Source organism: Clostridium sp. YIM B02506, from assembly GCF_022324845.1.
Lineage (GTDB): Bacteria > Bacillota > Clostridia > Clostridiales > Clostridiaceae > Clostridium_T > Clostridium_T intestinale.
This window is the reverse complement of record NZ_JAKGTG010000004.1, coordinates 79,856-104,846: the sequence shown is the minus strand read 5'-3', so window position 1 is coordinate 104,846 and position 24,991 is coordinate 79,856. Positions and strand designations below refer to the sequence as shown.

Genomic DNA, 24,991 nt, shown 5'->3' with positions numbered 1-24,991 from the left:
TGTGATGCTAGACAAATAGCACACGGTTCTTTTTATATTTTTAGCACTAGAATAATGTGAATTAAGATTGCAAAGAAATGTTCCAATGCAATAACAGTGGAAAAGACAAGTAGAGTAAAAAATAATCATGCGTTTTTTGTCCAATTCTTTAATTCATATAAGTATTAGACAAAAATAGAGCTATAATATTGTGAAAAATGAGAATGATTACATTAATAGCTTTGGTATTATAGTGTTAAAGAAGAAAACGATTAATGCAAGACATTAATAGTAATCTCTACTGCAGTAAGGGATATATTTATTAAATATATTTTAAGGAGAAAGATGTTATGGATAAAAAAGTAGCCGTTAAAGAAATAATAAAATTAGTAGGTGATGATAAGAATATCGCTGAAGTTAGTCATTGCTTTACCAGACTTAGATTTAAGCTAATAGATCGTAACATTGTAGATGATGAGAATTTAAAAAAGGTACAACCTGTTATGGGCTTAATTGATAGAGGGGGAGAATTACAGGTTGTAATTGGAAATGAAGTTTCAGAATATTATGCTGAAGCAAAAAGTATATTAGGTGATAAGTCATCAGGATCAGTTGATGAGAAACTAGACAATGTACCAAGTAAAAAGAAACTTAATTTAATTGATAAAATTTCAGAAATAGCTTCAGCTATTTTCATCCCAATAATCGGTGCGCTTGCAGCATGTGGTACTTTACAAGGAATAATATCATTATTAACATTCTTAAATGTACTTACTAAAGATAGTGGAACATATATAGTGCTGTATGCAATTGCAGAAAGTATATTCTACTTCTTACCATTTTTCCTAGCATATACAGCAGCAAATCATTTTGGTGGAAAAGCATATATCTCGATGATTATTGCAGGAACTATGATGTATCCAGAGGTAATGGCTCAAGTTACTAGTGGAAATAGTATGAATTTTGTAGGTATACCGCTATTATTTATGAATTATTCAAAAACAGTATTCCCTATTATAGTTGCATCTTGGTTAGCATCTGTAGTAGAAAAGAAATTAAGAAAAGTAATTCCAGATATATTAAAAATGATTTTTGTTCCTATGATTACATTACTTATAGTTGCCCCTTTAACTTTATTAGTTGTAGGACCAGTTCTTACTAAGGCTATGGCACTAGTTACACTATCAGTTCAAACTCTATATAACTTTACACCTACTATAACAGGTGCAATTGTAGGTGGAGTATGGCAGCTTCTTGTATTCTTTGGAATTAGTAAAGCATTTATTCCTATATTTACTTCAGACTTTTCAACTTTTGGATATAGCTACTTTGGAGCAATAACTTTCTTTGTTGCTTGCATGGGACAAACAGGTGCTGCTTTAGGTATTGCATTAAAATCAAAAAATAAAAATGTAAAATCAGTAGCAACAGGAGCTACAGTATCTGGATTCTTTGGAATAACAGAACCAGCGCTATTTGGGTTAAATGTGCCAGCTAAAAAACCATTCCTAATTGGTAGCATAAGTGCGGTTATAGGTGCTATTGTATCTTCATTATTAGGAGGAAAACTATATACATTAGCAACAGGAGTTCTAGGAATACCAGCATTAATTAATCCTAACTCAGGTATAGATATGGGATTCTATGGAGTTTTATTAGGATCAGCTATAACTTTAGTGTTAGCAGTAGGTCTAACATATAAATTCGGTTGGACAGAGGAAAATGATAAAAACTTTAAACTGTAAAGAGAAGCTTGATTTAGGTGGGATTTGATTCTCATTTGAATTCTGGATAATTTAAATTAGGTGTGGCAAAGTAATCTATTAGATTATTTTGTTAACACCTTTTTTCTTCTACATTGATATAGATTATGTTAGAATTAGCTTAAAGGTTTTCAATTATTACTTAAAGATGAATTGTGTAAGTGGGTGAATTATGAATAGAGTATTTAACGATTTTAATTCGGAAATTATGTTTAATATATTTATTAATAAAAGTATGGAAAAGCATAATCATGCTGAGGTTGAGTTTATTTATGTTTTAGAGGGGGAAATTGAGTTTAGTATAAATGACAAAAGTAGTACTTTAACTAAGGATAATTTTGTAATATTTAATTCTAATGATTCACATAGCTATAATTCTAAAACTGAAAAGAACTTAATATGTGAGCTGCATATATCTACTCAGCTTTTAAAGAGCATTATTAGAAAAAGAAATGTAGAGTTTGATTGTAATTCGATTAAAGATTTAGATAATAATCATGATAAGATAAGATCTATTATAAAAGAGTTTGTTAATCTAATTGTAGTTATGGATAAAAGAAAAAGCTTTAAGCAGTATAGCTTAGCCTACCAGCTCTTAAATGAGCTTGTTAGTAATTATATAGTATCTAAAAATTATACTTCTAATATCAATGATGAGTATGATGAAAGAATAGAGAATATTTTGGATTATATAAATAGGTATTATTATAATGATATTACTTTATCAGAAGTAGCAAACGAACTATTTATGTCGCCATCTTATTTCTCAAGATTCTTTAAAAAGAATATAGGAAATAATTTTCTTGATTATTTAACTAAGTTTAGGCTTGATAAGGCTGTGGAGAAGCTTACTAGCTCTAATTCTTCAATTACTCATATAGCTTTGGAAACAGGATTTCCAAGTACAAATTCTTTTAATAAAGTTTTTAAAAAAGCTTTTAACATTACTCCATCTGAATATAGAAAAGAAAACGGAATAGTAAAGAATCAAGAATTAGTAAATGAGACTAGTTACATAAAGGAAAGTATATATGAAAAGCTAAAGGAATATTCCGCAACCTCCATGACTTCAGCGGATGAAAAGAGTGAAGGAAACAACATTAATATAGTAGAAAGTGTTAACAGTAAAAACTTATATAATAAAACTTGGAATGAAGTTATTAATATGGGGAGTGCAGGAGATTTATTAAACTCCAACATGCAGGCACACATAATCCTATTAAAAAATAAGCTTAATATTAAGTATGTGAGATTTTGGAATATATTTTCCGAGGAAATGTATATAGATATAAGGCAAACAGACAATTTAAACTTTGATAAGATATATTCTGTATTGGATTTTTTAGCTGAAAATCAACTGAATCCATTTATAGAGCTTTCATTTAAGGATAGAAGAATTCATAGAAGTCCAAGTAAGGCTGTAGTATATGATAAAAGCTCACAGAAAATTGACGGTATAACACAATGGACAAAACTTATTAAAAAGTTTATGGCAAATGTGATTAATCGTTATGGATTAAAAAGAGTTGAGCAGTGGAAATTTGAGTTTGGAAAAGATGATATTTCTAATAGTGATATGAATATAAACTACTGTGATTTTTATAAAGAAACCTACAGGATAATAAAGAAGTATTCAGAAAGAATATGCTTAGGTGGAGCTGGATTTAAATTATATGATGTAAAGAAGTTTTCTATGGAGTTAAAGAAAATTAAAGAAAAAGGAATAGAATTTGATTTTATATCCTTAATGATATACCCATATGTTCAAGGGGAAAAAGAAGGAGAAATGAATTCAAGAAGAGCAAAAGACCCTAATTTTGTAGCAAATAAAATAAGAAATATTAGAAGTAAATTAGAGGACTTTGAAAAGCCTATATATATAACTGAGTGGAACAACACCATATCTAATAGAAATAGCACAAATGACAGCTGCTATAAAGGTGCATATGTTGTTAAGAATCTTATTGATACTTTGGAAGATGTGGATATGATGAGCTATTGGGTAGGTTCAGATGTATTTGGAGAATATTTTGACTCAAAAAGTATATTAAATGGGGGAGTTGGACTAGTAGCCAAAAACGGGATACTTAAACCTTCCTTATATGCATTTTACTTTATGAATGAACTTGAAGAGTATTTAGTAAGTAAAGGTGAAAATCATATATTAACGGTTGGAGATGAGGATAACTATACTTTGATTTGTCACAATTATAAACACTTTAATTACATGTATTACCTTAAGGAAGAGGATGAAGTGTTAATTAATGACCACAAATTTATATTTGAAGATGAGAACCCAAGAAAACTTAATATACTATTAAATGATGTTCCAAATGGAGAATATGAAATCAAAATATATTCAGTAAATAAAAACAACGGAAGCGTTTTAGATGAATGGGCAAATTTAGATTATCTTGATGATTTAAATAATGAATACATTAATCATTTAAAGCAGATTTGTATTCCGAGGCTTACAATAAAGAAGGTTAAAGTGAGTGAGCAGTGTTTACACCTAGATAGTGAGCTTGAAGCTCATGAGATTTGTTTAATTAAGTTCAATAAAAAGATAGAATAAGATAAAAAGAGTGATGTCAAAAATAATCGGATTATTTTTGACATCACTCTTTTTTATTTTTTTTATTTGCAAAAAAGCGTTGAGATTTTTGAATTAATGAAGTATTTGAAAATTTATGTATTTGTTATCATTTAAATATAGAAACGGTTTGAAAACAGGAGGATAATTATGAAACTTAAGTTAGGGATAATTGGATTTGGAGGCATGGGGAAATGGCATTCTGAAAATGCCACTAGAGTTGAAAACGTTGAGATAGTTTGTGTATGTGATATAAAGGAAGAGCGTATACAAGAAGCTAAAGAAAGAGGACTGAAGGTATACACCGATGTAGAAGATGTCTTAAATGATAAAGAAGTAAATACAGTTCTTTTAACTGTACCAAATCATCTACATAAAGAAATGGCAATAAGAGCAGCAAAGGCAGGAAAACACATAATCGATGAAAAGCCAGCAGCCTTAGATACAAAAGAATTAGATGAAATGACAAAGGCAGCTGAAGATAATAATGTTATCTTTACAGTTCATCAAAACAGACGTTGGGATAGAGATTTTCAAATTGTGAAAAAAGTATATGAGGAAAATTTAATAGGACAAATTTTTACCATAGAGTCAAAACTTCACACAGCTAACGGAAGAATTCATGAATGGCATTTATATAAAAAGTACGGTGGCGGAATGATGTATGACTGGGGTGTACATTTAATAGATCAAACTTTATTTATGATGAAGGGTTCCAAAATACTAAGTGTTTTTGCAGATATAAAAAGCATTATAAATGATGAAGTTGATGATTATTTCAAAATAATAATGAAGTTTGATAACAATATTACAGTTCATTTAGAATTAGGAACTTATGTCTTAAATTATCAACCAAGATGGTTAGTAGCAGGAAACAGAGGAACCTTAAAAATAAACTCCTTTGCTTGTGACGGAGAGATATGGAGAACTAGTGAACTTCTAGACAAGCTTCCAGCACAAATTGCAGAAACAGTTGCAGGACCAACTAGACAATTTGCACCACAACCAGCTGGAGCATTATACTCAGAACCATTACCAGAAGTAAAAACTGAATGGACAGATTTTTATAAAAACTTTGTGGAAGTCTTAAATAATAAAGAAGAACTTAAGATAAAAATTCCAGAAGTAAGAAGAGTGTTATCTGTTATGGAAGCAGCTGTCTTATCTAGTGAAACTAATAAGACAGTTGAGTTTAATGAGTAATAAATAATAAGAGAAAGGATGGGAGTAAATATGAAACTAGGAGTAGTAAGTGCTATTTTAGATAAAAGCACATTTGAAGAAGTTATTGATTTTGTAGCTGAAAATGATATGGAATGTGTAGAGCTAGCTTGCTGGCCAAAAGGAAAAGCTGAACGTAGATATGCAGGAGTGTGTCATATAGACGTAGAGGATCTAAGTGATGAAAAAGTTAACTATATTAAAGAATATACAAAAGCAAGAAATGTTGAGATATCATCATTAGCTTATTATCCTAACACTTTGGATGCGGATTTAGAAAAAAGACAAGTGTATGTAAATCATTTACTTAAGCTTATAGAAGCATCTTCAAAATTAGGAATCAACATGGTAACTACCTTTATAGGAAGAGTTCCAACTAAAACAGTAGAAGAAAATCTAGAAATAGTTAAGGAAGTATGGACTCCTATAATTAAACATGCTGAGAAGTTCAATGTAAAGATAGGAATTGAAAACTGCCCAATGTTATTTACAGATGATGAGTGGCCAGGTGGACAAAATCTTATGACTTCACCAGCAAACTGGAGAAAAGTATTTAGTTTATTAGATAGTCCAAACCTAGGAATTAACTATGATCCATCACACTTCATATGGCAACAAATTGATTATATCAAGCCTTTATATGAATTTAAGGATAAGATATTCCACGTACATTATAAAGACATAAAGGTATATAAAGACAAGTTGGATGATGTAGGAATAATGGCTACCCCTCTACAATATATGTCTCCAAAGTTACCAGGTTTAGGAGATGTTAACTGGGGAAAATATGTGTCAGCATTAACTGATATAGGATACACAGGATACACTTGTATAGAAGTTGAAGATAAGGCTTTTGAAAAATCTTATGAAGATGCTAAAAAAGCAGTTAAATTAAGCGTTAAGTATTTAAGAAATTTCGTCATATAAATAATTTGTGAAAATTAACTAATTAAAAGAAAGAGGTAAGAGATATGAAAAAAGTAAGAATTGGTATTATAGGTTGCGGAGGAATAGCTAATAACAAGCACTTTCCAGCATTAAGTTTACAAAAAGATAAAGCAGAAATGGTAGCATTTTGTGATGTTGTTGTAGCAAGAGCTGAAGAAGCAGCAGAAAAATTTGGAGCTGAAGGTGCTAAAGTATATGAAGATTACAATGAATTATTAAAAGATAAGACTATAGATGTAGTTCATATATGTACACCAAACGTAGCTCACAGCCCAATAGCTGTTGCAGCATTTGAAGCTGGAAAACACGTACTATGTGAAAAGCCAATGGCTCATACTACAGAAGCAGCTGAAAAGATGATGGAAGCTTGGAAGAAATCAGGAAAGAAATTTACTGTAGGATATCAAAATAGATTCAGACAAGAAGTACAATCTCTACAAAAATCTTGTGCTAATGAAGAATTAGGAGATATATACTTTGCAAAGGCTCATGCATTAAGAAGAAGAGCAGTACCAACTTGGGGAGTTTTCCCAGATAAATCTCAACAAGGTGGAGGTCCATTAATAGATATCGGAACTCATGCACTAGACATCACTTTATGGATGATGAACAACTATGAGCCTGTATCAGTAACTGGTTCTGTATTTAACAAGCTTGGAAATCTTCCAGAAGCAGTTGAAGGAAATATGTTTGGACCATGGGACCCAGAAACTTATGAAGTTGAAGATTCAGCCTTTGGTTATATCAAAATGAAAAATGGAGCAACTGTATTCTTAGAAGCATCATGGGCATTAAATGTACTTGAATCAAAAGAAGCAGCTACAACTCTTTGCGGAACAAAAGCAGGTGCTCAAATCAATGCTGGAATGAGTTATAAAACAAATGAATTAATATACAACAAAGCACACAATGGAATGTTAACAGAAGAGAGAAATTCAGCATCTGGAAACATAGCATTCTTTGAAGGTTCTTCAAATGCACCAGAAGCATTAGAAGCAGCTCAATGGATAGATGCAATAATAAATGACACAGAACCATTAGTAAAACCAGAAGAAGCATTTGTTGTTACAAAGATATTAGATTCTATATATAAAGCAGCAGCAACAGGTAAAGAAGTATTATTTTAGAAATAGGAGGAAAGTTTAATGGGATTTGCATTAAGAATAAACTTTGTTGATGTAGTATGCGATAACAGTTTAAAAAACACTTACATCAATGGAAAGAAAAATGGATTTGAATTTGATATTCGTCTTAGCTATTATAGAGGACATTTCCTTTCTGTAATAGATAAGTTTGAGGTTGCAGTAGATGGAGTAAAAGTAGATGAACCAGATGTAGTATTTTGCATAAATGATAAGGAGTTTGCTGTAAATCAACTACAATATGCATATGACGAGTTCTGGGATGTATTAGAACCAGCAAAAATAAAGGTAAGAAAACTAGGTGGACTAGAAGTAGGAGAACATGAAATTGATGTAACATTAATGTTCCGTTCACCTTATATGCCGCTACCAAGTGCAGATAATGACCATTTATACATGCCAATAGATGGCTGTGGTAAAAAGGTATTATCAATTGAAGGATAGGAGTGAGATACATGAGTAACATTAAATTAGGAGTAACACTTTTTAGTTTTACAGATAATTATTGCAAAGGAACATTTACATTAGAAGACTGTATAAGAACTGCTAAGGAACTTGGAGCAGAAGGCTATGAAATAGTAGGGAGCCAAATGGTTAGATCGTATCCATATGTAAGTGATAAGTTCTTAGGAGAAATAAAGGCTATGAATTCTTATTATGACATTGAAGCTATTTGTTATGGAGCTAATATGGATAGAGGAATGAGAGCAGATAGAAATCTTACTGAAGATGAGATGCTATCTAGAGCTATAAATGACTTAAAGACTGCAAACAAACTTGGATGTAAAGTTATGAGAGAGCAGTTTTTAATGTCTCCAAATGCAATGAGAAGACTTGCACCATATGCTGAAGAGTATGATGTTAAGGTTGGTATAGAAATACACAATCCTGAGATTCCAAGCAGTCCAATAATGCAAGAGTACTTAGAAGTATTTGAAAAGAGTGGTTCAAAACATATAGGATTTATACCTGACTTTGGATGTTTTGCAACAAAACCTAACAAACCTCATTGGGAAAGAGCTTTGGCTCAAGGGGCACCATTAGAACTTTTAGAAATGAGTAGAGATTTAAGACTTCAAGGTGTTCCAATGAGAGAAGCAGCAGAAAAGCTTCAAAAAGCAGGAGCAAATGGACCAACTATGGCTGCTTTTAATGGAATGTATGGATTTGTTCAATTCTCTAACAGTCCAGATTATGAAGGGCTTAAGAAGATAATGCCTTACTGCTTTGAAATGCATGGAAAATTCCACTATGTAGGTGAAGACTTAGTAGAAGCAAGTATACCATATGAAGAGTTACTATCAATCATAAAAGAATCGGATTTCAATGGATACATCGTATCTGAATATGAGCAAGAAGGACCTTATGATGCTGTAGAACAAGTTAAACGTCATTTAAATATGGAGAAGAAAATACTAGGATTAGTATAGAATTCTGAAAGGGTGAAAATTAGGAGTGAAGTTATATTTCATTAGACATGGAGAAACCTATTTAAATAAATATAAAAAGATGCAGGGCTGGGCTGATGCACCTTTAACTCCTAGTGGAGAAGAAGTTGCAATTCTAACAGGCAAAAGATTAGAAGACATAAAATTTGCCGGAGTATACTCAAGTGATTTAGGAAGAACCATAAAAACAGCACAAATAATATTAGATCATAACAAACAAAAAGAAGATGTAGAAATTAAATCTATAAGAGAATTAAGAGAAACCTTTTTTGGGAGTTTTGAAGGGAACAATGGGTTAGAAGTTTATAAACAAATGGCGGACAACCTAGGTATTCCTCAAGAAGATATATTCAAGAAACTAAGTTTAAAAGAAATAGCTGATGAAATGAAAAAGATTGATCCTACAGAGGATACTGAGAGTTATGATGAGTTTTGGAACAGAATATTATCTGGATTAAAGTTGATAACATCTGATGTAGAAGAAAAAGATGAAGAAAAAAATATATTAATAGTCACTCATGGAAATGTAATAAGAAGCATAGTTAATTATGTAGATCCATCAATAAATGTTAAAAGAGAAATTGCTAATTCAAGTATAACTATCTTAGAGTACAGAGATGAAACTTATTCTGTAAAAGACTTTAATATATAAAAGTTAGTAAAGTTATTAGAAGAGAGTTAGTTAAAATAGCTCTCTTTTAATCTATTAGTTGATTAGAGGTGGAAGATGAGTAAAAATTTATTAGGAATTGATTTAGGTGGGACAAGTGTTAAGTTTGGAATACTGACAGAAGGCGGAGAAGTAATCAATAAGTGGAGCATAGATACTAGAATAGAGTATAGTGGTAAATACATAGTACCAGATATTATAGAATCTATTAAAAATACCTTAGCTTCAATGGACTTAAAAATAGAGGATTTTCAAGGAATAGGAATGGGTTCACCAGGAACTATAAATAGAGAAAAAGGAACAGTAGTTGGAGCTTATAATTTAAATTGGGGAGAACTACAAGAAATTAAAGCTGCTTTTGAGAAAGAACTAAAGGTACCTTTTTATATAGATAATGATGCAAATGTAGCTGCTCTAGGAGAAAAGTGGATAGGTGCAGGAGAAGATAGACCAGACGTTGTTTTTATAACCCTTGGAACTGGTGTAGGGGGAGGAATCATAGCAGAAGGCAAATTAATTCATGGTGCAATAGGCGCAGCTGGAGAAATTGGACACATAATAGTTGAACCTGAAACTGGTTTTGAATGTACCTGTGGAAATCATGGATGTTTAGAAACCGTTGCTAGTGCTACAGGAATAGTAAGATTAGCAAAACATCTATCAAAGGTATATGCAGAAGATTCAAAGCTTCATTCTATCATTAATGAAGGAACTGAAATTACAGCTAAAGATATTTTTGATTTTGGGAAACAAGGAGATAAATTTGCAATTGTTGTTGTAGAAAGAGTTTCCTATTATTTAGGTTTAGCTTCTGCAAATATAGCTAACATATTAAATCCAACAGACATAGTTATTGGAGGAGGAGTGTCAGCTGCTGGAGACTTTTTGATTAAAAAGGTTGAGAAATATTTTAATAAACATGCTTTTCCACAAGTAAGAAAAAGTACAAAAATAAAGTTAGCTATATTAGGAAATGATGCAGGAATAATAGGTGCAGCATACATAGCTAAAGAACAAAACTAGGAGGATTATAATGTTTAATTTCTTAAAGAAAAAGAAAGAGGAACCAAAAGTAATAGAAAAGAAAGATACCTTAATATACTCAGTAGCTAATGGAACCTTTATAAGTATGGAAAATGTAGAAGACGAGATGTTTTCACAAAAGATATTAGGGGACGGTTATGCAGTTATGCCCGAAGACAAAGATGTGTATTCTCCTGTTAAAGGTACAGTGAAGAGTATATTCCCTACAAAACATGCCCTATGTATAGTTTCAGATCAAGGAGATGAAATAATATTACATATGGGAATAGATACTGTAAGTTTAAACGGAGTTCCATTCAAAATATTAGTATCAGAAGGACAAACTATAGAAGCTTGCACTAAAGTTGCAGAAGTAGATTTAAGTTATTTGAAAGAAAACAATATAAATAGTTCACTAATAGTAGTATTTTCAAATGTAGATTCGATAAGTGAAATAATATATTCAAAAACTGGCAGCTTAAAAGCCACAGAGATAGTAGGGCAAGTTGTGCACAGATAAGAAAATGTATACTAATTTGTGCGCAAGTAATGGAAATATGTATTATATTGTGCATAACTATACCTATGAAGAAATGACTGTGGATAAATAGAAACAAGTAATATAGAAAATAGAGGAGTTTATAAATTTATGAAAATTTTAGGATTATCATTCGGAAGAAAGATGGGAAACACAGATATACTTGTGAAAGAAGCATTATATGGAGCAAAAGAAGGAGCACCAGATGCAGAAGTAAAATTTATTAATACAAACCGTTTGACAATTGATCGTTGTACTGGCTGTGGAGCTTGTTCAACAAGTTTAGAGAGAGGCGGAGACAATGACTGTATAGTGAAAGATGATATGCAGATGGTAGAAGAAGAAATTAGAAAAGCAGACTGCATCATAGTTGGAGCACCAGTTTATGTATTGCAACCAGTAGGTCAATTCAAAAACTTAGTTGACCGTTTTTCATGTAGACATGATGTATCAGCAATTAATTGGGTATTAGATAAAAGAAGACGTGGAGAAGTTCCAGGAGATGCAGATGCATATCCACAAGAAAGATTAAAAAGACGTACTGTATCATATATATCGGTAGGGGGAACAAGTACTCAGAACTGGGTGTCAATGGGAACAGCTACTATGCATTTATTTGGTTTTCCAGCAATGATGAAGGCAGTTGGTAACTATGACGCACATCATATGGGAACTACAGGTAATCCAGTTCTAGATAAAACTCTTATATCTAATGTTCATGAAATGGGAAAACAAACATCAGAAGCTTATTTCAAAGAAGATAAAGATATAAAGTGGTTTGGGAATGAAGGAACTTGTCCTGTTTGTCATCAAAATCTTTTAATGATGAATGGAACAACAAAAGTAGAATGTCCAATCTGCGGAATTGAAGGAAGACTTTCAGTAGATGGGGAAAAAGTACATGTAGAATTCTCTGAAAAACAACAAGGAAGAGCAAGAGGAACCTTTGATGGCTTAAGAGAACATACAGTAGAAATTCAAGGATTCGGAAAAATCTGTGGACCAAAACTAATGGCAGCAAAAGAAGAAATGCCTAAGATGCTTGATAAGTATAAGAACTTTGATTCATATATCAATGAGTAAATTATATAAAGAATAATAACATTTGCTTTTTAAACAGCGATTTCGTTTTAGATGGAATTGCTGTTTTTCTTCTAATCTTTTTATTCATTAGGATTACTCCTTATTTTGACTTTTGATATAATGGTGTTGAATAGAATTATTGAGAAAATATGGGATGTGATGATTGAAATGATAAAAGCAGAAAACTTTAGAGTTAGTGAATATGATGCCTTTGGTACTTGGATTTATAAGATTACTGAGAAGCATCTTATGCCACCATTATTTATACCATATTATAAAGAAGAGAAAGATTATTTAATGTTAATAAAGATACCTAGAGATATAGAAAGAAGAAAAGCAAACCCAGATATGGATTTGTACGATTATGTTATTGGTATGTATGATAATTACGGTTATATACTCAAACGTAAAGATAAGGAAGTTGAGGAAATACGATTTTATTATGATGAAGTAGAAAGTATAGAAAATTATCAATAAATGAAAATAGATCTAAATTCAATTTAAATGTGATATATTGGAGATATAATTGAAGTAAATATTAAATGCGCCTTAGAGAAATAAAAAGCATAGAAAGAAGAGAATATGATATGGTGATTGATGAATTGAGAAGAGGTACAAACTTTACAGAAAGTGAAAAAATAATTTCTGAATTTATAGTAAATCATCCAGATAAATTTCAACAAATGAACAGTGAGGAATTGGCTAAAGAAACTTTCACAAGTAAATCTACTGTTATTCGTTTGTGTAAAAAGCTGAATGTTTCTGGTTATCAAGAGTTAAAAAAGATATTGTATTCCGAGATAAATGAAGAAATAAAGTTTGGAAAAGAAGAACTACATCCAAATTTAAATAGAAGAAGTACTTATAGAGAGATTGATGGTCTACTTCAGCAAGTATATAAAAAAGCAATTGATGATGTGAATTTGTCAAATAATCAGATCCTTATAAATAGAATAATTAATCAAATTCCTAGAATGGAGAAATTAGAATTCTATTCTACTGGTATGGGATGTGCAATACTTGAAGCGGTGACTCATAAATTTAATACAATAGGAATAGAAAGTTCTGTAAACAGTACTATAAATGAACGCTATTTAGCAATTGTTAAAAATAAATCCAAGATGATGGCTTTTGTTGTGTCATTTTCAGGCAATAATCCATTTGTAGTACATGCAGCAAAAGTATTGAGACATTTAGGAATATATTTAGTAGGGGTAGTAGGACCACTATCAGAGGATGTATCCCAGTATTGTAATGAATTAATAAAAATACCACAAAAAGATATTGTAGAGGGAATGGAAACCATTTCTAATCAATATAGTATCACTTATATTTTTGATATTATATATACACAAATTTTAGCTAATCAATATGAAGAGATAATAGGACGACAAAGGGATATAATATACAATTTTGATAAAGATATGCCTACAATGACACGAAAGTATCATAAATAGAATAACAATTAAAGAAGATTATGAAACAAAAGTACAATCAGCTCCAGCTATATTGTGATTTGGATAAGGCAGCGGTATATTCATATTAAAGAGAGCAAATCACATTCATAAAGATAGGGGAGAGATGAATATGGAAGAGATAGTAATGGAGCTAATAATTAATGCTGGTTGCGCTAGAAGTAAGGCAATGGAATCAATAATGGAAATTAAAGAAGGAAATTCTGAAGCAGCAAGAAAAAATATGCAAGAAGCAGATGACCTTTTACTAAAAGCTCATAATATCCAAACCAAGTTAATTCAAAATGAAGTAAATGGAGAAAAAACTGAATTAAATTTACTAATGGTTCATGCTCAAGACCAAATAATGAATGCTTTAACTATGAAATTATTAGCTACTGAGATTGTAGAGATGTATGAAAAATTTAGTTAGATTTAAACTTATAGTAGTAAGGAGTAAACTAAATTTGTAAAGGTAGGGTATGAATTATGGAAGAGATAATAATGGAATTAATAGTAAATGCAGGCTCTGCATCAAGCAAGGCAATGGAGTCAATAATGGAAAGTAAAGAGGGACATTCTGCAATAGCAAAAGACAACATTAAGGAAGCAGAAGAATTTTTACTTAAGGCTCATAGTATTCAAACCAAATTGATTCAAGATGAAGTAAATGGAAACAAGGTTGAATTAAGTTTATTAATGCTTCATGCTCAAGATCACCTAATGAATGCAGTTAACATGAAAGACATAGCTAAGGAAATTGTAGAGATGTATGAAAGGTTTAGTTAAGTGAGATAAAAATAATATGTATTATTTTTTATCTTGATTAATAAAAGTTTAAATATAAATGGCCAGTTGAGGTTAAACTTAAACTGGCTTTTTTAGCTTTATTCAAGCGGTTTTTTACTTTACAGCTTAATCATGTAGATATCTAATTTCAAGCCACATTAAAATTTTTTTGGGTTTATATTATGCACCATATTACTGTAGAGGCTTCTTCTCAGGCCTCATTAAAGTCATTTTGCTTAAATATTATGTTTAATAACCATATATACATTTAACCAGAAATACAGAAAACCAGATATCCAGCTAAAATAAAAATTGAAGATTTCTTGTAGAATAAATTTATGTCATGAGAAATAAGAGAAATAGTGAAATATAATAAAAAACGCAGCTTGTAAAAATCCTATTTTATTGTATAATAATATATATTATTTTTACTACTCAAAAATAAAGTGTCGAGTTAACCACTTAAAATACTCAACAAATTTTAGGAGGTTATAAAAATGAAGACATTATTTTTAAAAAATATCAGTTCAATCTACACTTTTAATGATAGGGATGAAATATTTGAAAATTACAGTATCCTTATTAAAGGAAATAAAATTATAGCGATTGGAGATACCTTATCTATTCCAGAAGGTTCAGAAGTTATTGACTGTTCTGGTCTTGTTGCCCTACCAGGTTTTGTTAACACACATCATCACTTATACCAAACACTATTTAGAGGAATTAAAGAAGTTCAAGAAAAACCACTATTTCCATGGCTTATAGGGTTATATGAATTTTGGAAGAATATAACTCCAGAGGTAGTATATAATGGAGCTATGGTAGGCTTTAGCGAACTTCTAAGAACTGGATGTACTCTTACATCTGACCATCACTATGTTTTTCCAAATAATCAACCCAATACTTTAATAGATGACCAAATAAAAGCGGCTAAGGAAATTGGAATAAGATTTCATGCTACTCGTGGTTCTATGTCTCTTGGTAGAGATCAAGGTGGCTTGCCGCCTATGTCTGTTGTTCAAAGTGAGAGTAAAATACTAGAGGATTGTCAGAGACTGGTAAGTCAGTATCACGACGATAAAGATTTTGCCATGACAAGAATAGCTTTTGCACCTTGTTCCCCCTTTTCAGTTACCAAAGATTTGATGATTGAAACAAAGAATTTAGCAAGAAAATTAAAGGTTATGATGCATACGCATATTGCTGAAACACTAGATGAAGAAAATTTCTGTATTGATAAATATGGAAGAAGACCATTTGAACTTATGGAAGATTTAGAATGGGTAGGTTCTGATGTTTGGTTTGCACATGGAATACATCTAAATGATAGAGAAATAAATAATCTTAATGGTTCTGGTATTGCACATTGTCCATCATCAAATATGAAACTGAATAGTGGTATTTGCAGAACTACTGATATTGTAAGAGCTAAAAAAGGAAATCTAAGTATAGCAGTGGATGGTAGTGCTAGTAATGATGGATCTAATATGTGGGAAGAAGTAAGAAGAGCCTACTTATTAAATCATTTAAAGTATGGTGTTGATGGATTAAACGCTTATGAAATATTAAAGGTCGCTACAAGAGGTGGTGCAGATGTACTTGGAAGAAGTGATACTGGTAGACTTGATATTGAAAAGGCAGCAGATATAATACTCTTTGATTTAAATAAGGTTGAATTTGCTGGATGTCATGATCCTTTAGTATCTTTAGTTTGTCTAGGTAATTCAAGCTTTACTAAAATGACTATAGTTAATGGGAAGGTAGTTTGTAAGGATGGAGTACTTCTTACTGTCAATGAGAATGAAGTTTATAACAAAGCTCATAGCTTGGCTAAAGAAATAGTTAGGAAGCAAAGAGAAAAATAAAAGAATAATACATTGGAGCTAATGTTAATAACTGGTATAATGTTTCAAAAAGTAGGGGGAATGGCTATGCTGAACTTGATAAAACCACCAATGCTTAAAAGAGGAGATAAAATAGCCACTGTAAGTTTGTCTTGGGGTAGAGCTGGAGATAAAGAAATATTATGGAGATATAATCAAGGTAAGAGAAGATTACAAGAAGAGTTCGGTCTTGAGGTAGTTGAAATGGAGAATACTCTAAAGGGAAGTGATTATTTATATAATCATCCTAAAAAAAGAGCTGAAGATTTAATGAATGCTTTTAAAGATAAATCAATTAAAGGAATTTTTTCATGTATAGGTGGGAATGAAAGTGTTAGAATGCTTCCATTTATAGATTTTGATATTATTAAAGACAATCCTAAGGTTTTTATTGGTTATTCAGATACAACAGTTGCACATATGATTTGTTTAAAAGCAGGAATTTCTAGTTTTTATGGTCCAGCTATTTTATCAGAGTTTGCGGAAAATATTGAAATGTTTGATTATACAAGATATTGGGTAGATAAGGTTCTGTTTAATAGAGAAGAAATAGGAGAAGTTCAAGCATCTACTATATGGACAAGTGAGCACCTTCCTTGGGAGGAAGAAAATAAGAATATAGGTAGAAGAACTAATGAATTTGAAGGGATAGAGGTTCTGCAGGGAAATGGAAAGGTAAAAGGAACTCTAATAGGGGGCTGTATTGAAGTTTTAGAGATGCTTAAGGGAACAGAAATCTGGCCAGAAGTGGACATGTGGAAGGAATCAATATTATTTTTAGAAACATCAGAAGATACACCGAGTCCTGAATATTTTGAGTACTGGATTAGAAATTATGGCTCTCAAGGCATTTTAGAAAAAATTAATGGAATAATTTTTGGAAAGCCATATGACAACAAGTATTATGAAGAGTATAAAAATGTAATTAATAAAGTTATTAGAGAAGAATTAAGGCTTAAAGACTTACCAATAATGTACAATATGAATTTTGGTCATACGGCACCAATGATGATAATTCCATATGGTGCATTAGCAGAAATTGATTGTGATAATAAGAAGTTTTCTATATTAGAATCGGGAGTGGTTTAAGTTTTAGATAAAATGTAAATATCCATAGGAGATTAAAATTTCTTATGGATATTTTTCTATAAACTCTTGACTAAAAGTTTAGTTGTAACTATAATGGTTACAAGAGGTGTTTTAAATGAAAATTAGTAGCAGATTTACTGTAGCTGTTCATATATTATCATTAATAGCTATTCAAAGTGATACTCTTTGTACTTCTGAGTGGATGGCAGGAAGTGTTAATACTAATGCCGTGGTAATCAGAAGAATTACAGGTATGCTTAAAAAAGCAGGTTTAGTAAATGTTACTTCAGGTACTGGAGGAGCATCATTAAACAAGGAGTTAAAGGAGATAACTCTTTTAGATGTTTATCGTTCTGTAGAAGTTGTTGAAGAAGGAGAACTTTTTCAATTTCAAGAAAACCCTAATATAGATTGTCCTATTGGAGCTAATATTCAAGGCGTTCTTGAACTGATATTATTTAGAGCACAAGAAGCTATGGAGAATGTTCTTAAAGATGTAAATATGGAAGAACTTGTAGGAGTTTTAAACAAAAAAATTGAAGGATAGGTTTCAATTTTTTTTACCAAGGTTGTAACTATAATAGTTACAGCATATAGTGTTAAGTAAACTTAAAATATTTTAGGAGATGATTAATTGTGTCATTAAAAATTAAAGTATATTCAGATTATATTTGTCCATTTTGCGTTATAACAAAAGGGATTTTTGAAGAAGCTATAGAAGGAAAAGATGTTGAGGTTGAGTGGATGCCTTTTGAGTTAAGACCAGAACCTGTACCAAAACTAGATCCTATAAATGATCCGGAGAAAATGCAAATGTGGGATAGATTTACTAAATCCATAGGAAGTGATATGAAGTTGCCTAGGGTATCTCCAAATCCCTATACTAATTTAGCTTTTGAAGGTTTTCATTTTGCTAAGGAGCATGGAAAAGGGAAAGAATATAATGATAGGATTTATGAAGCTTTCTTTAAAGAAGAACAAAATATTGGAGAAATAGATGTTTTAGCTAAACTTGCAGTGGAAGCCGGACTAAATAAAGAAGAGTTCAAAGAAGCATTACAAACAAGAAAATATAAAGATGTTCAAAGAGAGGCATTGAGACATGCTTATGAGGATGCAAATGTTAAAGTGGTTCCAACGTTTATTATAGGAAATAAAAGAATTGAAGGATATACAGATAAAGAAACTTTTGAAAAAGCAATTAATGATGAATATACAAAGGATGTAGCGAGTAAAGGCTATGGAGTTTGCAGTATAGACGGAGTATGTGAAATTTAAAAAAATAGGAGGAATGAGAAATGAAAATAGGAATTATAGGTGCATATGGAAAGGCTGGAAGTCTTATATTAAAGGAAGCTCTAGATAGAGGTATTGAAGTAACTGCAATAGTCAAGGATGCTTCAAAATTAACAGATAAAACTGTGGAAATAATAGAAAAGGATCTTTTTGATTTAAAGGCTGAGGATGTTAAAGACCTAGATGTTTTAGTAAATGCTATTAGTGCACCAGCTGGAAAAGAAAATCTTTATGTAGATGCAGGAAGATTTCTTACAAATCTTTTAAAAGAAGTACCTGATACAAGATTAATCGTAGTAAGTGGTGCTGGAAGCTTATTTGTAGATGAAGATAAAAAGGTGAGATTATATGATACTCCAGATTTTATAGAAGCATATCTTCCAACTGCTAAAGCTATGGGAGCTAGCTTAATAGAGATGGAAAAGTCAGAAGGAATAAAATGGACTCACTTAAGTCCAGCAGCATTTTTTGATCCTCAAGGAAAAAGAACAGGTAAATATATAGAAGGAAAAGATAATGTTATAGTTAATTCTAAAGGAGAAAGTTACCTTAGTTATCCTGACTTGGCAGTGGCATTAGTAGATGAAATTGAGAATGGGAAACACATAAATGAAAGATTTACTGTAGTTTCAGAGAAAGAATAATTAAATTCTTTTGTAATATGAGAGTTTAGTAGAGTTAATTTGCTAAACTCTTTTTTATATGTAAACAATTGAGTATAATATTAGTATAATTTCATTATTTAAATAGATTATAAAAGGTAAAAGAGAGGTATTACTATGAATCAAAAAGAAAGAATGCTTGCAGGACTACCATATAAGGCCTGGTTAGATGGTCTTAGTGAAGAGAGGATGGAGAATAAGTTAAAGATACATAAATATAACACTATGTCTCCAGATAAAAAAGAGGAATTAGATGCATTAATTAAAGATATACTTGGAAAGTCTGGGAAAAACATTGTAGTGGAACCTCCATTTCATTGTGATTATGGAAAAAATATTGAAGTTGGTAATAACTTTTTTGTAAATTATAACTGTACTATATTAGATGTAGGGAAAGTTATAATAGGAGAAAACGTTATGTTTGCACCTAATGTATCCATATATACTGCAGGACATCCTGTTCATCCTGAATCAAGAAATTCTGGATATGAATATGGAATTGAAGTAATAATAGGCGATAATGTGTGGATAGGCGGAAATGTCATAATAAATCCAGGAGTTAAAATAGGTAAAAATGTGGTTATAGGTGCTGGAAGTGTTGTAACAAAGGATATCCCAGACAATGCTATTGCAGTTGGTAATCCATGTAGAGTTATAAGAGAAGTAACCGAAGAGGATAGAAAGTACTATTTTAAAGATAGAGAATTCGATGTTGATGATTATTAATAAAAGAATATAGATAGAGAATGTCTAGTTATTTTTTAATTAGAAAATTAACTAGACATTTTTATTTTAATTAAACTGACTGGTGAGTTTACCTTTAATATATTAACTTTAAACACTAATAAAAAAATATAAACACAAAATTAAAATGCTATTAAAACGATATCAAAAGTCAAACACAATAAAAAAATACTTAAACACTATTAGAAACACTTGCTGAAAACGTTATGAATACGTGGAAATAGTGTTTTGGCATAGATATTGCTCTAATAAAAGGTATAAATTATAAGGAGGAATTATATTATGTCAGAAACACGTGGAGAAAAACTTATAAGTATCGTAATGAAGTTTGTTGAACTTAAAGCAATAGTTGCACTAAAAGACGGAATAATATACACTCTACCTATGTCACTAATAGGATCAGTATTTTTATTATTAGCACAAATACCATACAAGCCATTTAATGATTGGATGGCTGGAATCTTTGGAGCAGGGTGGACTGAACCATTGTTCCAAGTTTACAACTCTACAATGCAGATTATGGCTATAATAGCAGTAATCGGTATAGCATATATGTATGCTAAAAATGAAGGTCATGAACCATTAGGATCAGGAATCATAGCGTTCGCAGTATTTTTAATAACTTTAAATCAATATACAGCATCTAAGTCAGGAGAAGTTGTATCAGGTGTTATACCTAGAACTTGGCTTGGTGGACAAGGTATGGTTACAGCCATAATTATAGGACTCTTAGTTGGATTTGTTTACTCATGGTTCCTAACTAAGAAAATAACTATTAAGATGCCTGCTGGAGTTCCACAAGGTGTATCAAATCAATTCTCAGCACTTATACCTGGACTTGTAATAATTACAGCTACAATGTTTGTATACATGTTCTTTAGATATGCACTTAATACTACTTTAATAGATTTTATATTTAAAGTATTACAAACTCCACTACAAGGATTTACAGATTCATTAGTAGGTTTAATAATTACAACTGCACTTGTACCTTTCTTCTGGTGGTTTGGTGTTCATGGTGCTACTATAGTTAATGGAGTAATGAGTGGACTTACAGCTGCTAATAGACTAGATAATCAAGCAATTATAGATGCAGGTAAAGAATTAACTTTAGCTAACGGAGGACATATAGTAACAGATCAATTTAATGCAAGTTTTGTTACTGTAACTGGATCAGGTTTGACAATAGGGTTAGTAATATTAATGCTTACTATAGCAAAATCTGAGCAAAATAAAGCTTTAGGTAAACTTTCTGTAGGACCTGGTGTATTTAATATAAATGAACCAATACTATTTGGATTCCCAATGGTTATGAATCCATTAATGTTTGTGCCATTTGTAGCTGCACCAACAATATCAGCTATAGTTGCTTATTTTGCAATGAGAGTAGGTCTTGTTCCATTATTCACTGGTGTAACAGTACCTTGGACTACACCTCCTATAATCTCAGGATTTATCCTAGGAGGATGGAGAACAGCATTGATGCAAATAATTTGTATAGCAATTTCAGTTGTTGTTTATTTCCCATTCTTTAAAAAGGTAGATTCTATGAATCTTAAGAGTGAGCAAGAAGCAGAAGCTTAGAATAGACAATTTAGTGAAGGCTCAACATTATCTATGTTGAGCCTTTGCTATATAAATATATAAGGGGTGTAAAAAGTAATGAAAAAAGGTTTGAAAAGTTTTTTAACGGCACTTACACTGACAGGAACAATAGTGAATTTTGCTATACCTAGTTTAAGAGTTAATGCTGAAACTCTAGGTAGTGTTAGTATAAAGCATATTACAGCTAATACCTATGTGGGAGATGTGGGGCAGGTTGTTGATAGTTTTGAGATAGTTGTTGATGATATAGCTAAGATTCAAGGAATTAAAGCTGAAGATTTCGAAATAATAAACAACTATGATGGATATCCTTTAAATTCTAAAGGTGAGCTTGCTCTAGAAAATTATGAAGATGATGGTATTTCTTTGAGTATTGAAGGCAATACAATAAAGATGGATGTAAAGGATTTTAAATATGATTCAAGTATGACAGGGGTATTCAGTGTAGTATGTGATAAGTACCCTGAGCTTAATTTTACATCAAGTAATGTTAATGAAATAAAAACTCAAACAGTTGATAAGTTTGAGAATTTGACTTACGTAGGAACTAATGGTGTGAAGATACCATATAGATTATATTCAGCAAATACAGGAAAACCTGAGCCATTAGTAATATGGATGCATGGGGCTGGAGAAGTTGGAACAGATAACATTAAACCAGTTACAGCTAATAGAGGGGCAGTAGCATTTGCAGAATCAGGATATACAACAAATGTTATAGCAGCACAATACCCATATAAATATTCTGTAGAACTTACTGATGCAGAATTAAAAGATATGAGAGACTTTTTTGATGCTTATGAAGAGCTTATAAATAAGCTTATAGCTGAAGGAAAAGTAGATTCTAATAGAATATACTTAACTGGAGCATCTATGGGTGGAGGATTAACTTTAAGATTTTTATTAGAGAAACCTAACCTGTTTACAGCTTCAGTTGCAATAGCAAGTAGAGGAACAGTTAAAGATTTATCTGAACTTAGTAAGATATCAAAATTACCAATATGGTTGTTCCATGCAGAAGAAGATACAACTAATGCTAGCACCATAAGTAAAAATATATATAACAAATTAAAAGAGCTTGGAAATGATAGTGCTAAAATAACTATATATTCAACAGAATATATGAATTCATTAAGACTATATGGTGGACTTCTTCATTGGTCTTGGGTTCCTACTCTAAATAACAAAGATATGATTAGTTGGCTATATTCCCAATCTAAGCAAGTTGTTCAGGTAAAAGATATAGTTGCTGATACTTATATAGGTGATGCAGGGACTATGGTTCAAGGATTTGATATAACAGTAAACGATGCATCAAAGCTTTCAGGACTAAAAGCTTCAGATTTTGATATAAAAGGGAATTATGATGGATATCCACTAGATTCTAAAGGAAATCTTGTACAAAACAACTATGCTGATGACGAAATTAAATTAAGCATAGAAGGAAATACAGTTAAATTAAGATTTAAAGGATTTAAATATCCAGGTGGAGTTATATCACCATTTTCAATTATATGCAGCAAATATCCAGAGTTATCTTTTAACCAAAGCAATGTTTCAAAGGTTAATATTAAAACTGTAGATGAATTTGTATCTGGTACTTTTGTAGGCAGTAATGGTCAGAACTTAACATACAAACTTAAATCTACAAAATCAAGTAAACCAGAGCCACTAGTTGTATGGTTACATGGTGGTGGAGAAGTAGGAACAGATGGATTAAAACATTTAACTGAAAATAGAGGAGCTACAACTTGGACTGAGTCTGGAAAAGAAACATCAGTACTTAGTGTACAATTCCCTAAAAATTATGGATGGGCAAGTTACAATAATCCTACAGAATTAAAACAAATGCAAGATTATTTTACTGCTTATAATGAATTAATTCAGAAATTAATCTCAGAAGGAAAAGTAGATAAAAATCGCGTTTATGTAGTAGGTGCCTCAAGTGGTGGAGGCGGAGTATTTAGATTTATGATGCAATATCCAGATCTTTTTGCAGGTGCTATATCAATAGCAGCAAAAGATACAATAGGAGATTACAAAGCTGAGGAAGCTACTGCTGTAGCAGACTTTAAAGAAAAATTAAAAGGAATAAAAGATATTCCAATATGGATAGTACATGCAGATGGAGATCCAATTTGTGATAGTAGAACAAGTAAATATGCATATAAAGCTTTAATAGAATTAGGTAGTACAAAAGCTAAAGAAACTATATATAGTAATGAATATATGGATGCACATAAATTCTATGGAGCTTTAAAACATTGGTCATGGGTACCAGTATTTAATAATGATCAAGGTATAATTGATTGGCTTTTTGAGCAAACAAAAGCAGTTGATGATAATAAATCCAATAACCCAATAGTTAATAAAGATGGTGTTAATAAGATAGTAGTAAAAGATGTTGATTTAACTAAAGGAGCTAAAGTTGAAATTGAAGATGTACAATCAGTTAAAGATGGAAAAGGATCTTTTGAAATAGTAGTGGGAAATACTACAATAAAACTTCCTTTCTCAGCTATTGATGATAGCTTATTAGTTGAAGGTTCAAAAATAGTTTTTGAACTTAATATTGAAGAAAACAGTGATATTGTTAAAAACTTAAAAGGAAATAAAAAAGTTTACAATTTCAATCTATATGTAGTAAATGGAGATAATAAAACTCTTATTCATAAATTTGATAATGGTAAAGCTGAGATTACAATAACTCTTACTGATGAGGAATTAAGTAAATTTAATAAAGATAAGATAACAGTATTCTATTATAATGAAGAAACTAAAAGTTTTGAAAGTTTAAAAACATCATTAGATGGAAATAATGTAACTTTTAAGACTCCTCATTTCTCAAAATATGTAATAGGGGAAGCTACTAATGATTCTAAGACTGGTTTAACATTGCCTCAAACAGGATCAATGGTAGGAATGAATTCTTTACTTGGAATTTCTATAATACTTATTGCATTAGGTTTTGTATTAGTGAAAAAAAGAGCAAAAATATAAAAAATTATTTATAAAGGAAATGGCTGGCGGCATAAGAAATGCCCAGTCATTTTTTTATTTA

At 31.1% G+C, this 24,991-nt stretch carries 23 protein-coding genes; all 23 read left to right on the top strand.

The window, feature by feature from the left end:
* Positions 1-329 precede the first annotated feature (329 nt).
* A complete protein-coding gene (locus tag L1S49_RS05225; RefSeq protein ID WP_238902872.1) occupies positions 330-1,724 on the top strand; it encodes a PTS transporter subunit EIIC in 1,395 nt (464 codons plus the stop codon).
* 190 nt (positions 1,725-1,914) lie between these two features.
* Entirely contained in the window at positions 1,915-4,317 is a 2,403-nt protein-coding gene (locus L1S49_RS05220; RefSeq protein WP_238902870.1) for a helix-turn-helix domain-containing protein, read from the top strand.
* 168 nt (positions 4,318-4,485) lie between these two features.
* Positions 4,486-5,538 carry a Gfo/Idh/MocA family oxidoreductase gene (locus L1S49_RS05215; RefSeq protein WP_238902869.1) on the top strand — a complete coding sequence of 351 codons (1,053 nt, stop codon included), beginning with the start codon at positions 4,486-4,488 and terminating at the stop codon, positions 5,536-5,538.
* A 30-nt stretch (positions 5,539-5,568) separates the two neighbouring features.
* Positions 5,569-6,483 (top strand): sugar phosphate isomerase/epimerase family protein, encoded by a 915-nt coding sequence (locus L1S49_RS05210; protein ID WP_238902867.1) that lies wholly within the window; start codon positions 5,569-5,571, stop codon positions 6,481-6,483.
* A 44-nt stretch (positions 6,484-6,527) separates the two neighbouring features.
* Positions 6,528-7,631, top strand: coding sequence for a Gfo/Idh/MocA family oxidoreductase (locus L1S49_RS05205; protein ID WP_238902865.1), 1,104 nt, complete (start codon positions 6,528-6,530; stop codon positions 7,629-7,631).
* Positions 7,632-7,649: 18 nt separating this feature from the next.
* Positions 7,650-8,090, top strand: coding sequence for a DUF6379 domain-containing protein (locus tag L1S49_RS05200; protein WP_238902863.1), 441 nt, complete (start codon positions 7,650-7,652; stop codon positions 8,088-8,090).
* A gap of 11 nt (positions 8,091-8,101) precedes the next feature.
* Positions 8,102-9,076, top strand: coding sequence for a TIM barrel protein (locus L1S49_RS05195; protein ID WP_238902862.1), 975 nt, complete (start codon positions 8,102-8,104; stop codon positions 9,074-9,076).
* Positions 9,077-9,101: 25 nt separating this feature from the next.
* Positions 9,102-9,746 carry a histidine phosphatase family protein gene (locus L1S49_RS05190; RefSeq protein WP_238902861.1) on the top strand — a complete coding sequence of 215 codons (645 nt, stop codon included), beginning with the start codon at positions 9,102-9,104 and terminating at the stop codon, positions 9,744-9,746.
* Between the two features lie 75 nt (positions 9,747-9,821).
* Complete coding sequence (locus L1S49_RS05185) at positions 9,822-10,787, top strand: ROK family glucokinase (RefSeq protein ID WP_238902859.1); 966 nt, start codon at positions 9,822-9,824, stop codon at positions 10,785-10,787.
* 10 nt (positions 10,788-10,797) lie between these two features.
* The gene (locus L1S49_RS05180; RefSeq protein WP_238902857.1) at positions 10,798-11,307 is read left to right on the top strand and encodes a PTS glucose transporter subunit IIA; all 510 of its coding nucleotides are present in this window, start codon (positions 10,798-10,800) and stop codon (positions 11,305-11,307) included.
* Positions 11,308-11,436: 129 nt separating this feature from the next.
* A complete protein-coding gene (locus tag L1S49_RS05175) occupies positions 11,437-12,408 on the top strand; it encodes a flavodoxin family protein (RefSeq protein ID WP_238902855.1) in 972 nt (323 codons plus the stop codon).
* A 159-nt stretch (positions 12,409-12,567) separates the two neighbouring features.
* Positions 12,568-12,885, top strand: coding sequence for a hypothetical protein (locus tag L1S49_RS05170; protein WP_238902854.1), 318 nt, complete (start codon positions 12,568-12,570; stop codon positions 12,883-12,885).
* Positions 12,886-12,950: 65 nt separating this feature from the next.
* Positions 12,951-13,865 (top strand): MurR/RpiR family transcriptional regulator, encoded by a 915-nt coding sequence (locus L1S49_RS05165; protein WP_238902853.1) that lies wholly within the window; start codon positions 12,951-12,953, stop codon positions 13,863-13,865.
* A 130-nt stretch (positions 13,866-13,995) separates the two neighbouring features.
* Positions 13,996-14,295 carry a PTS lactose/cellobiose transporter subunit IIA gene (locus tag L1S49_RS05160; protein WP_275299530.1) on the top strand — a complete coding sequence of 100 codons (300 nt, stop codon included), beginning with the start codon at positions 13,996-13,998 and terminating at the stop codon, positions 14,293-14,295.
* 56 nt (positions 14,296-14,351) lie between these two features.
* A complete protein-coding gene (locus L1S49_RS05155; RefSeq protein ID WP_238902849.1) occupies positions 14,352-14,651 on the top strand; it encodes a PTS lactose/cellobiose transporter subunit IIA in 300 nt (99 codons plus the stop codon).
* A gap of 497 nt (positions 14,652-15,148) precedes the next feature.
* Entirely contained in the window at positions 15,149-16,516 is a 1,368-nt protein-coding gene (locus L1S49_RS05150; RefSeq protein WP_238902848.1) for an 8-oxoguanine deaminase, read from the top strand.
* A 66-nt stretch (positions 16,517-16,582) separates the two neighbouring features.
* Positions 16,583-17,623, top strand: coding sequence for a S66 peptidase family protein (locus L1S49_RS05145; RefSeq protein WP_238902846.1), 1,041 nt, complete (start codon positions 16,583-16,585; stop codon positions 17,621-17,623).
* 115 nt (positions 17,624-17,738) lie between these two features.
* A complete protein-coding gene (locus tag L1S49_RS05140; RefSeq protein WP_238902844.1) occupies positions 17,739-18,170 on the top strand; it encodes an Rrf2 family transcriptional regulator in 432 nt (143 codons plus the stop codon).
* 89 nt (positions 18,171-18,259) lie between these two features.
* On the top strand, positions 18,260-18,901 hold the full coding sequence (locus L1S49_RS05135; protein WP_238902842.1) for a DsbA family oxidoreductase: 642 nt from the start codon (positions 18,260-18,262) through the stop codon (positions 18,899-18,901).
* A gap of 20 nt (positions 18,902-18,921) precedes the next feature.
* Positions 18,922-19,563 (top strand): NAD(P)-dependent oxidoreductase, encoded by a 642-nt coding sequence (locus tag L1S49_RS05130; RefSeq protein WP_238902840.1) that lies wholly within the window; start codon positions 18,922-18,924, stop codon positions 19,561-19,563.
* Positions 19,564-19,698: 135 nt separating this feature from the next.
* Positions 19,699-20,307 (top strand): sugar O-acetyltransferase, encoded by a 609-nt coding sequence (locus tag L1S49_RS05125; RefSeq protein ID WP_238902838.1) that lies wholly within the window; start codon positions 19,699-19,701, stop codon positions 20,305-20,307.
* A 300-nt stretch (positions 20,308-20,607) separates the two neighbouring features.
* The gene (locus tag L1S49_RS05120; protein WP_238902836.1) at positions 20,608-21,909 is read left to right on the top strand and encodes a PTS sugar transporter subunit IIC; all 1,302 of its coding nucleotides are present in this window, start codon (positions 20,608-20,610) and stop codon (positions 21,907-21,909) included.
* A 78-nt stretch (positions 21,910-21,987) separates the two neighbouring features.
* A complete protein-coding gene (locus L1S49_RS05115; RefSeq protein ID WP_238902835.1) occupies positions 21,988-24,930 on the top strand; it encodes a prolyl oligopeptidase family serine peptidase in 2,943 nt (980 codons plus the stop codon).
* The last annotated feature ends 61 nt before the right edge of the window (positions 24,931-24,991 follow it).

What these genes read in the sequence shown, in the direction of transcription:
- L1S49_RS05225 (WP_238902872.1), top strand. Translation starts at nt 330, where the DNA reads ATGGATAAAAAAGTAGCCGTTAAAGAAATAATAAAATTAGTAGGTGAT.
- L1S49_RS05220 (WP_238902870.1), top strand. Translation starts at nt 1,915, where the DNA reads ATGAATAGAGTATTTAACGATTTTAATTCGGAAATTATGTTTAATATA.
- L1S49_RS05215 (WP_238902869.1), top strand. Translation starts at nt 4,486, where the DNA reads ATGAAACTTAAGTTAGGGATAATTGGATTTGGAGGCATGGGGAAATGG.
- L1S49_RS05210 (WP_238902867.1), top strand. Translation starts at nt 5,569, where the DNA reads ATGAAACTAGGAGTAGTAAGTGCTATTTTAGATAAAAGCACATTTGAA.
- L1S49_RS05205 (WP_238902865.1), top strand. Translation starts at nt 6,528, where the DNA reads ATGAAAAAAGTAAGAATTGGTATTATAGGTTGCGGAGGAATAGCTAAT.
- L1S49_RS05200 (WP_238902863.1), top strand. Translation starts at nt 7,650, where the DNA reads ATGGGATTTGCATTAAGAATAAACTTTGTTGATGTAGTATGCGATAAC.
- L1S49_RS05195 (WP_238902862.1), top strand. Translation starts at nt 8,102, where the DNA reads ATGAGTAACATTAAATTAGGAGTAACACTTTTTAGTTTTACAGATAAT.
- L1S49_RS05185 (WP_238902859.1), top strand. Translation starts at nt 9,822, where the DNA reads ATGAGTAAAAATTTATTAGGAATTGATTTAGGTGGGACAAGTGTTAAG.
- L1S49_RS05180 (WP_238902857.1), top strand. Translation starts at nt 10,798, where the DNA reads ATGTTTAATTTCTTAAAGAAAAAGAAAGAGGAACCAAAAGTAATAGAA.
- L1S49_RS05175 (WP_238902855.1), top strand. Translation starts at nt 11,437, where the DNA reads ATGAAAATTTTAGGATTATCATTCGGAAGAAAGATGGGAAACACAGAT.
- L1S49_RS05170 (WP_238902854.1), top strand. Translation starts at nt 12,568, where the DNA reads ATGATTGAAATGATAAAAGCAGAAAACTTTAGAGTTAGTGAATATGAT.
- L1S49_RS05165 (WP_238902853.1), top strand. Translation starts at nt 12,951, where the DNA reads ATGCGCCTTAGAGAAATAAAAAGCATAGAAAGAAGAGAATATGATATG.
- L1S49_RS05160 (WP_275299530.1), top strand. Translation starts at nt 13,996, where the DNA reads ATGGAAGAGATAGTAATGGAGCTAATAATTAATGCTGGTTGCGCTAGA.
- L1S49_RS05155 (WP_238902849.1), top strand. Translation starts at nt 14,352, where the DNA reads ATGGAAGAGATAATAATGGAATTAATAGTAAATGCAGGCTCTGCATCA.
- L1S49_RS05150 (WP_238902848.1), top strand. Translation starts at nt 15,149, where the DNA reads ATGAAGACATTATTTTTAAAAAATATCAGTTCAATCTACACTTTTAAT.
- L1S49_RS05145 (WP_238902846.1), top strand. Translation starts at nt 16,583, where the DNA reads ATGCTGAACTTGATAAAACCACCAATGCTTAAAAGAGGAGATAAAATA.
- L1S49_RS05140 (WP_238902844.1), top strand. Translation starts at nt 17,739, where the DNA reads ATGAAAATTAGTAGCAGATTTACTGTAGCTGTTCATATATTATCATTA.
- L1S49_RS05130 (WP_238902840.1), top strand. Translation starts at nt 18,922, where the DNA reads ATGAAAATAGGAATTATAGGTGCATATGGAAAGGCTGGAAGTCTTATA.
- L1S49_RS05125 (WP_238902838.1), top strand. Translation starts at nt 19,699, where the DNA reads ATGAATCAAAAAGAAAGAATGCTTGCAGGACTACCATATAAGGCCTGG.
- L1S49_RS05120 (WP_238902836.1), top strand. Translation starts at nt 20,608, where the DNA reads ATGTCAGAAACACGTGGAGAAAAACTTATAAGTATCGTAATGAAGTTT.
- L1S49_RS05115 (WP_238902835.1), top strand. Translation starts at nt 21,988, where the DNA reads ATGAAAAAAGGTTTGAAAAGTTTTTTAACGGCACTTACACTGACAGGA.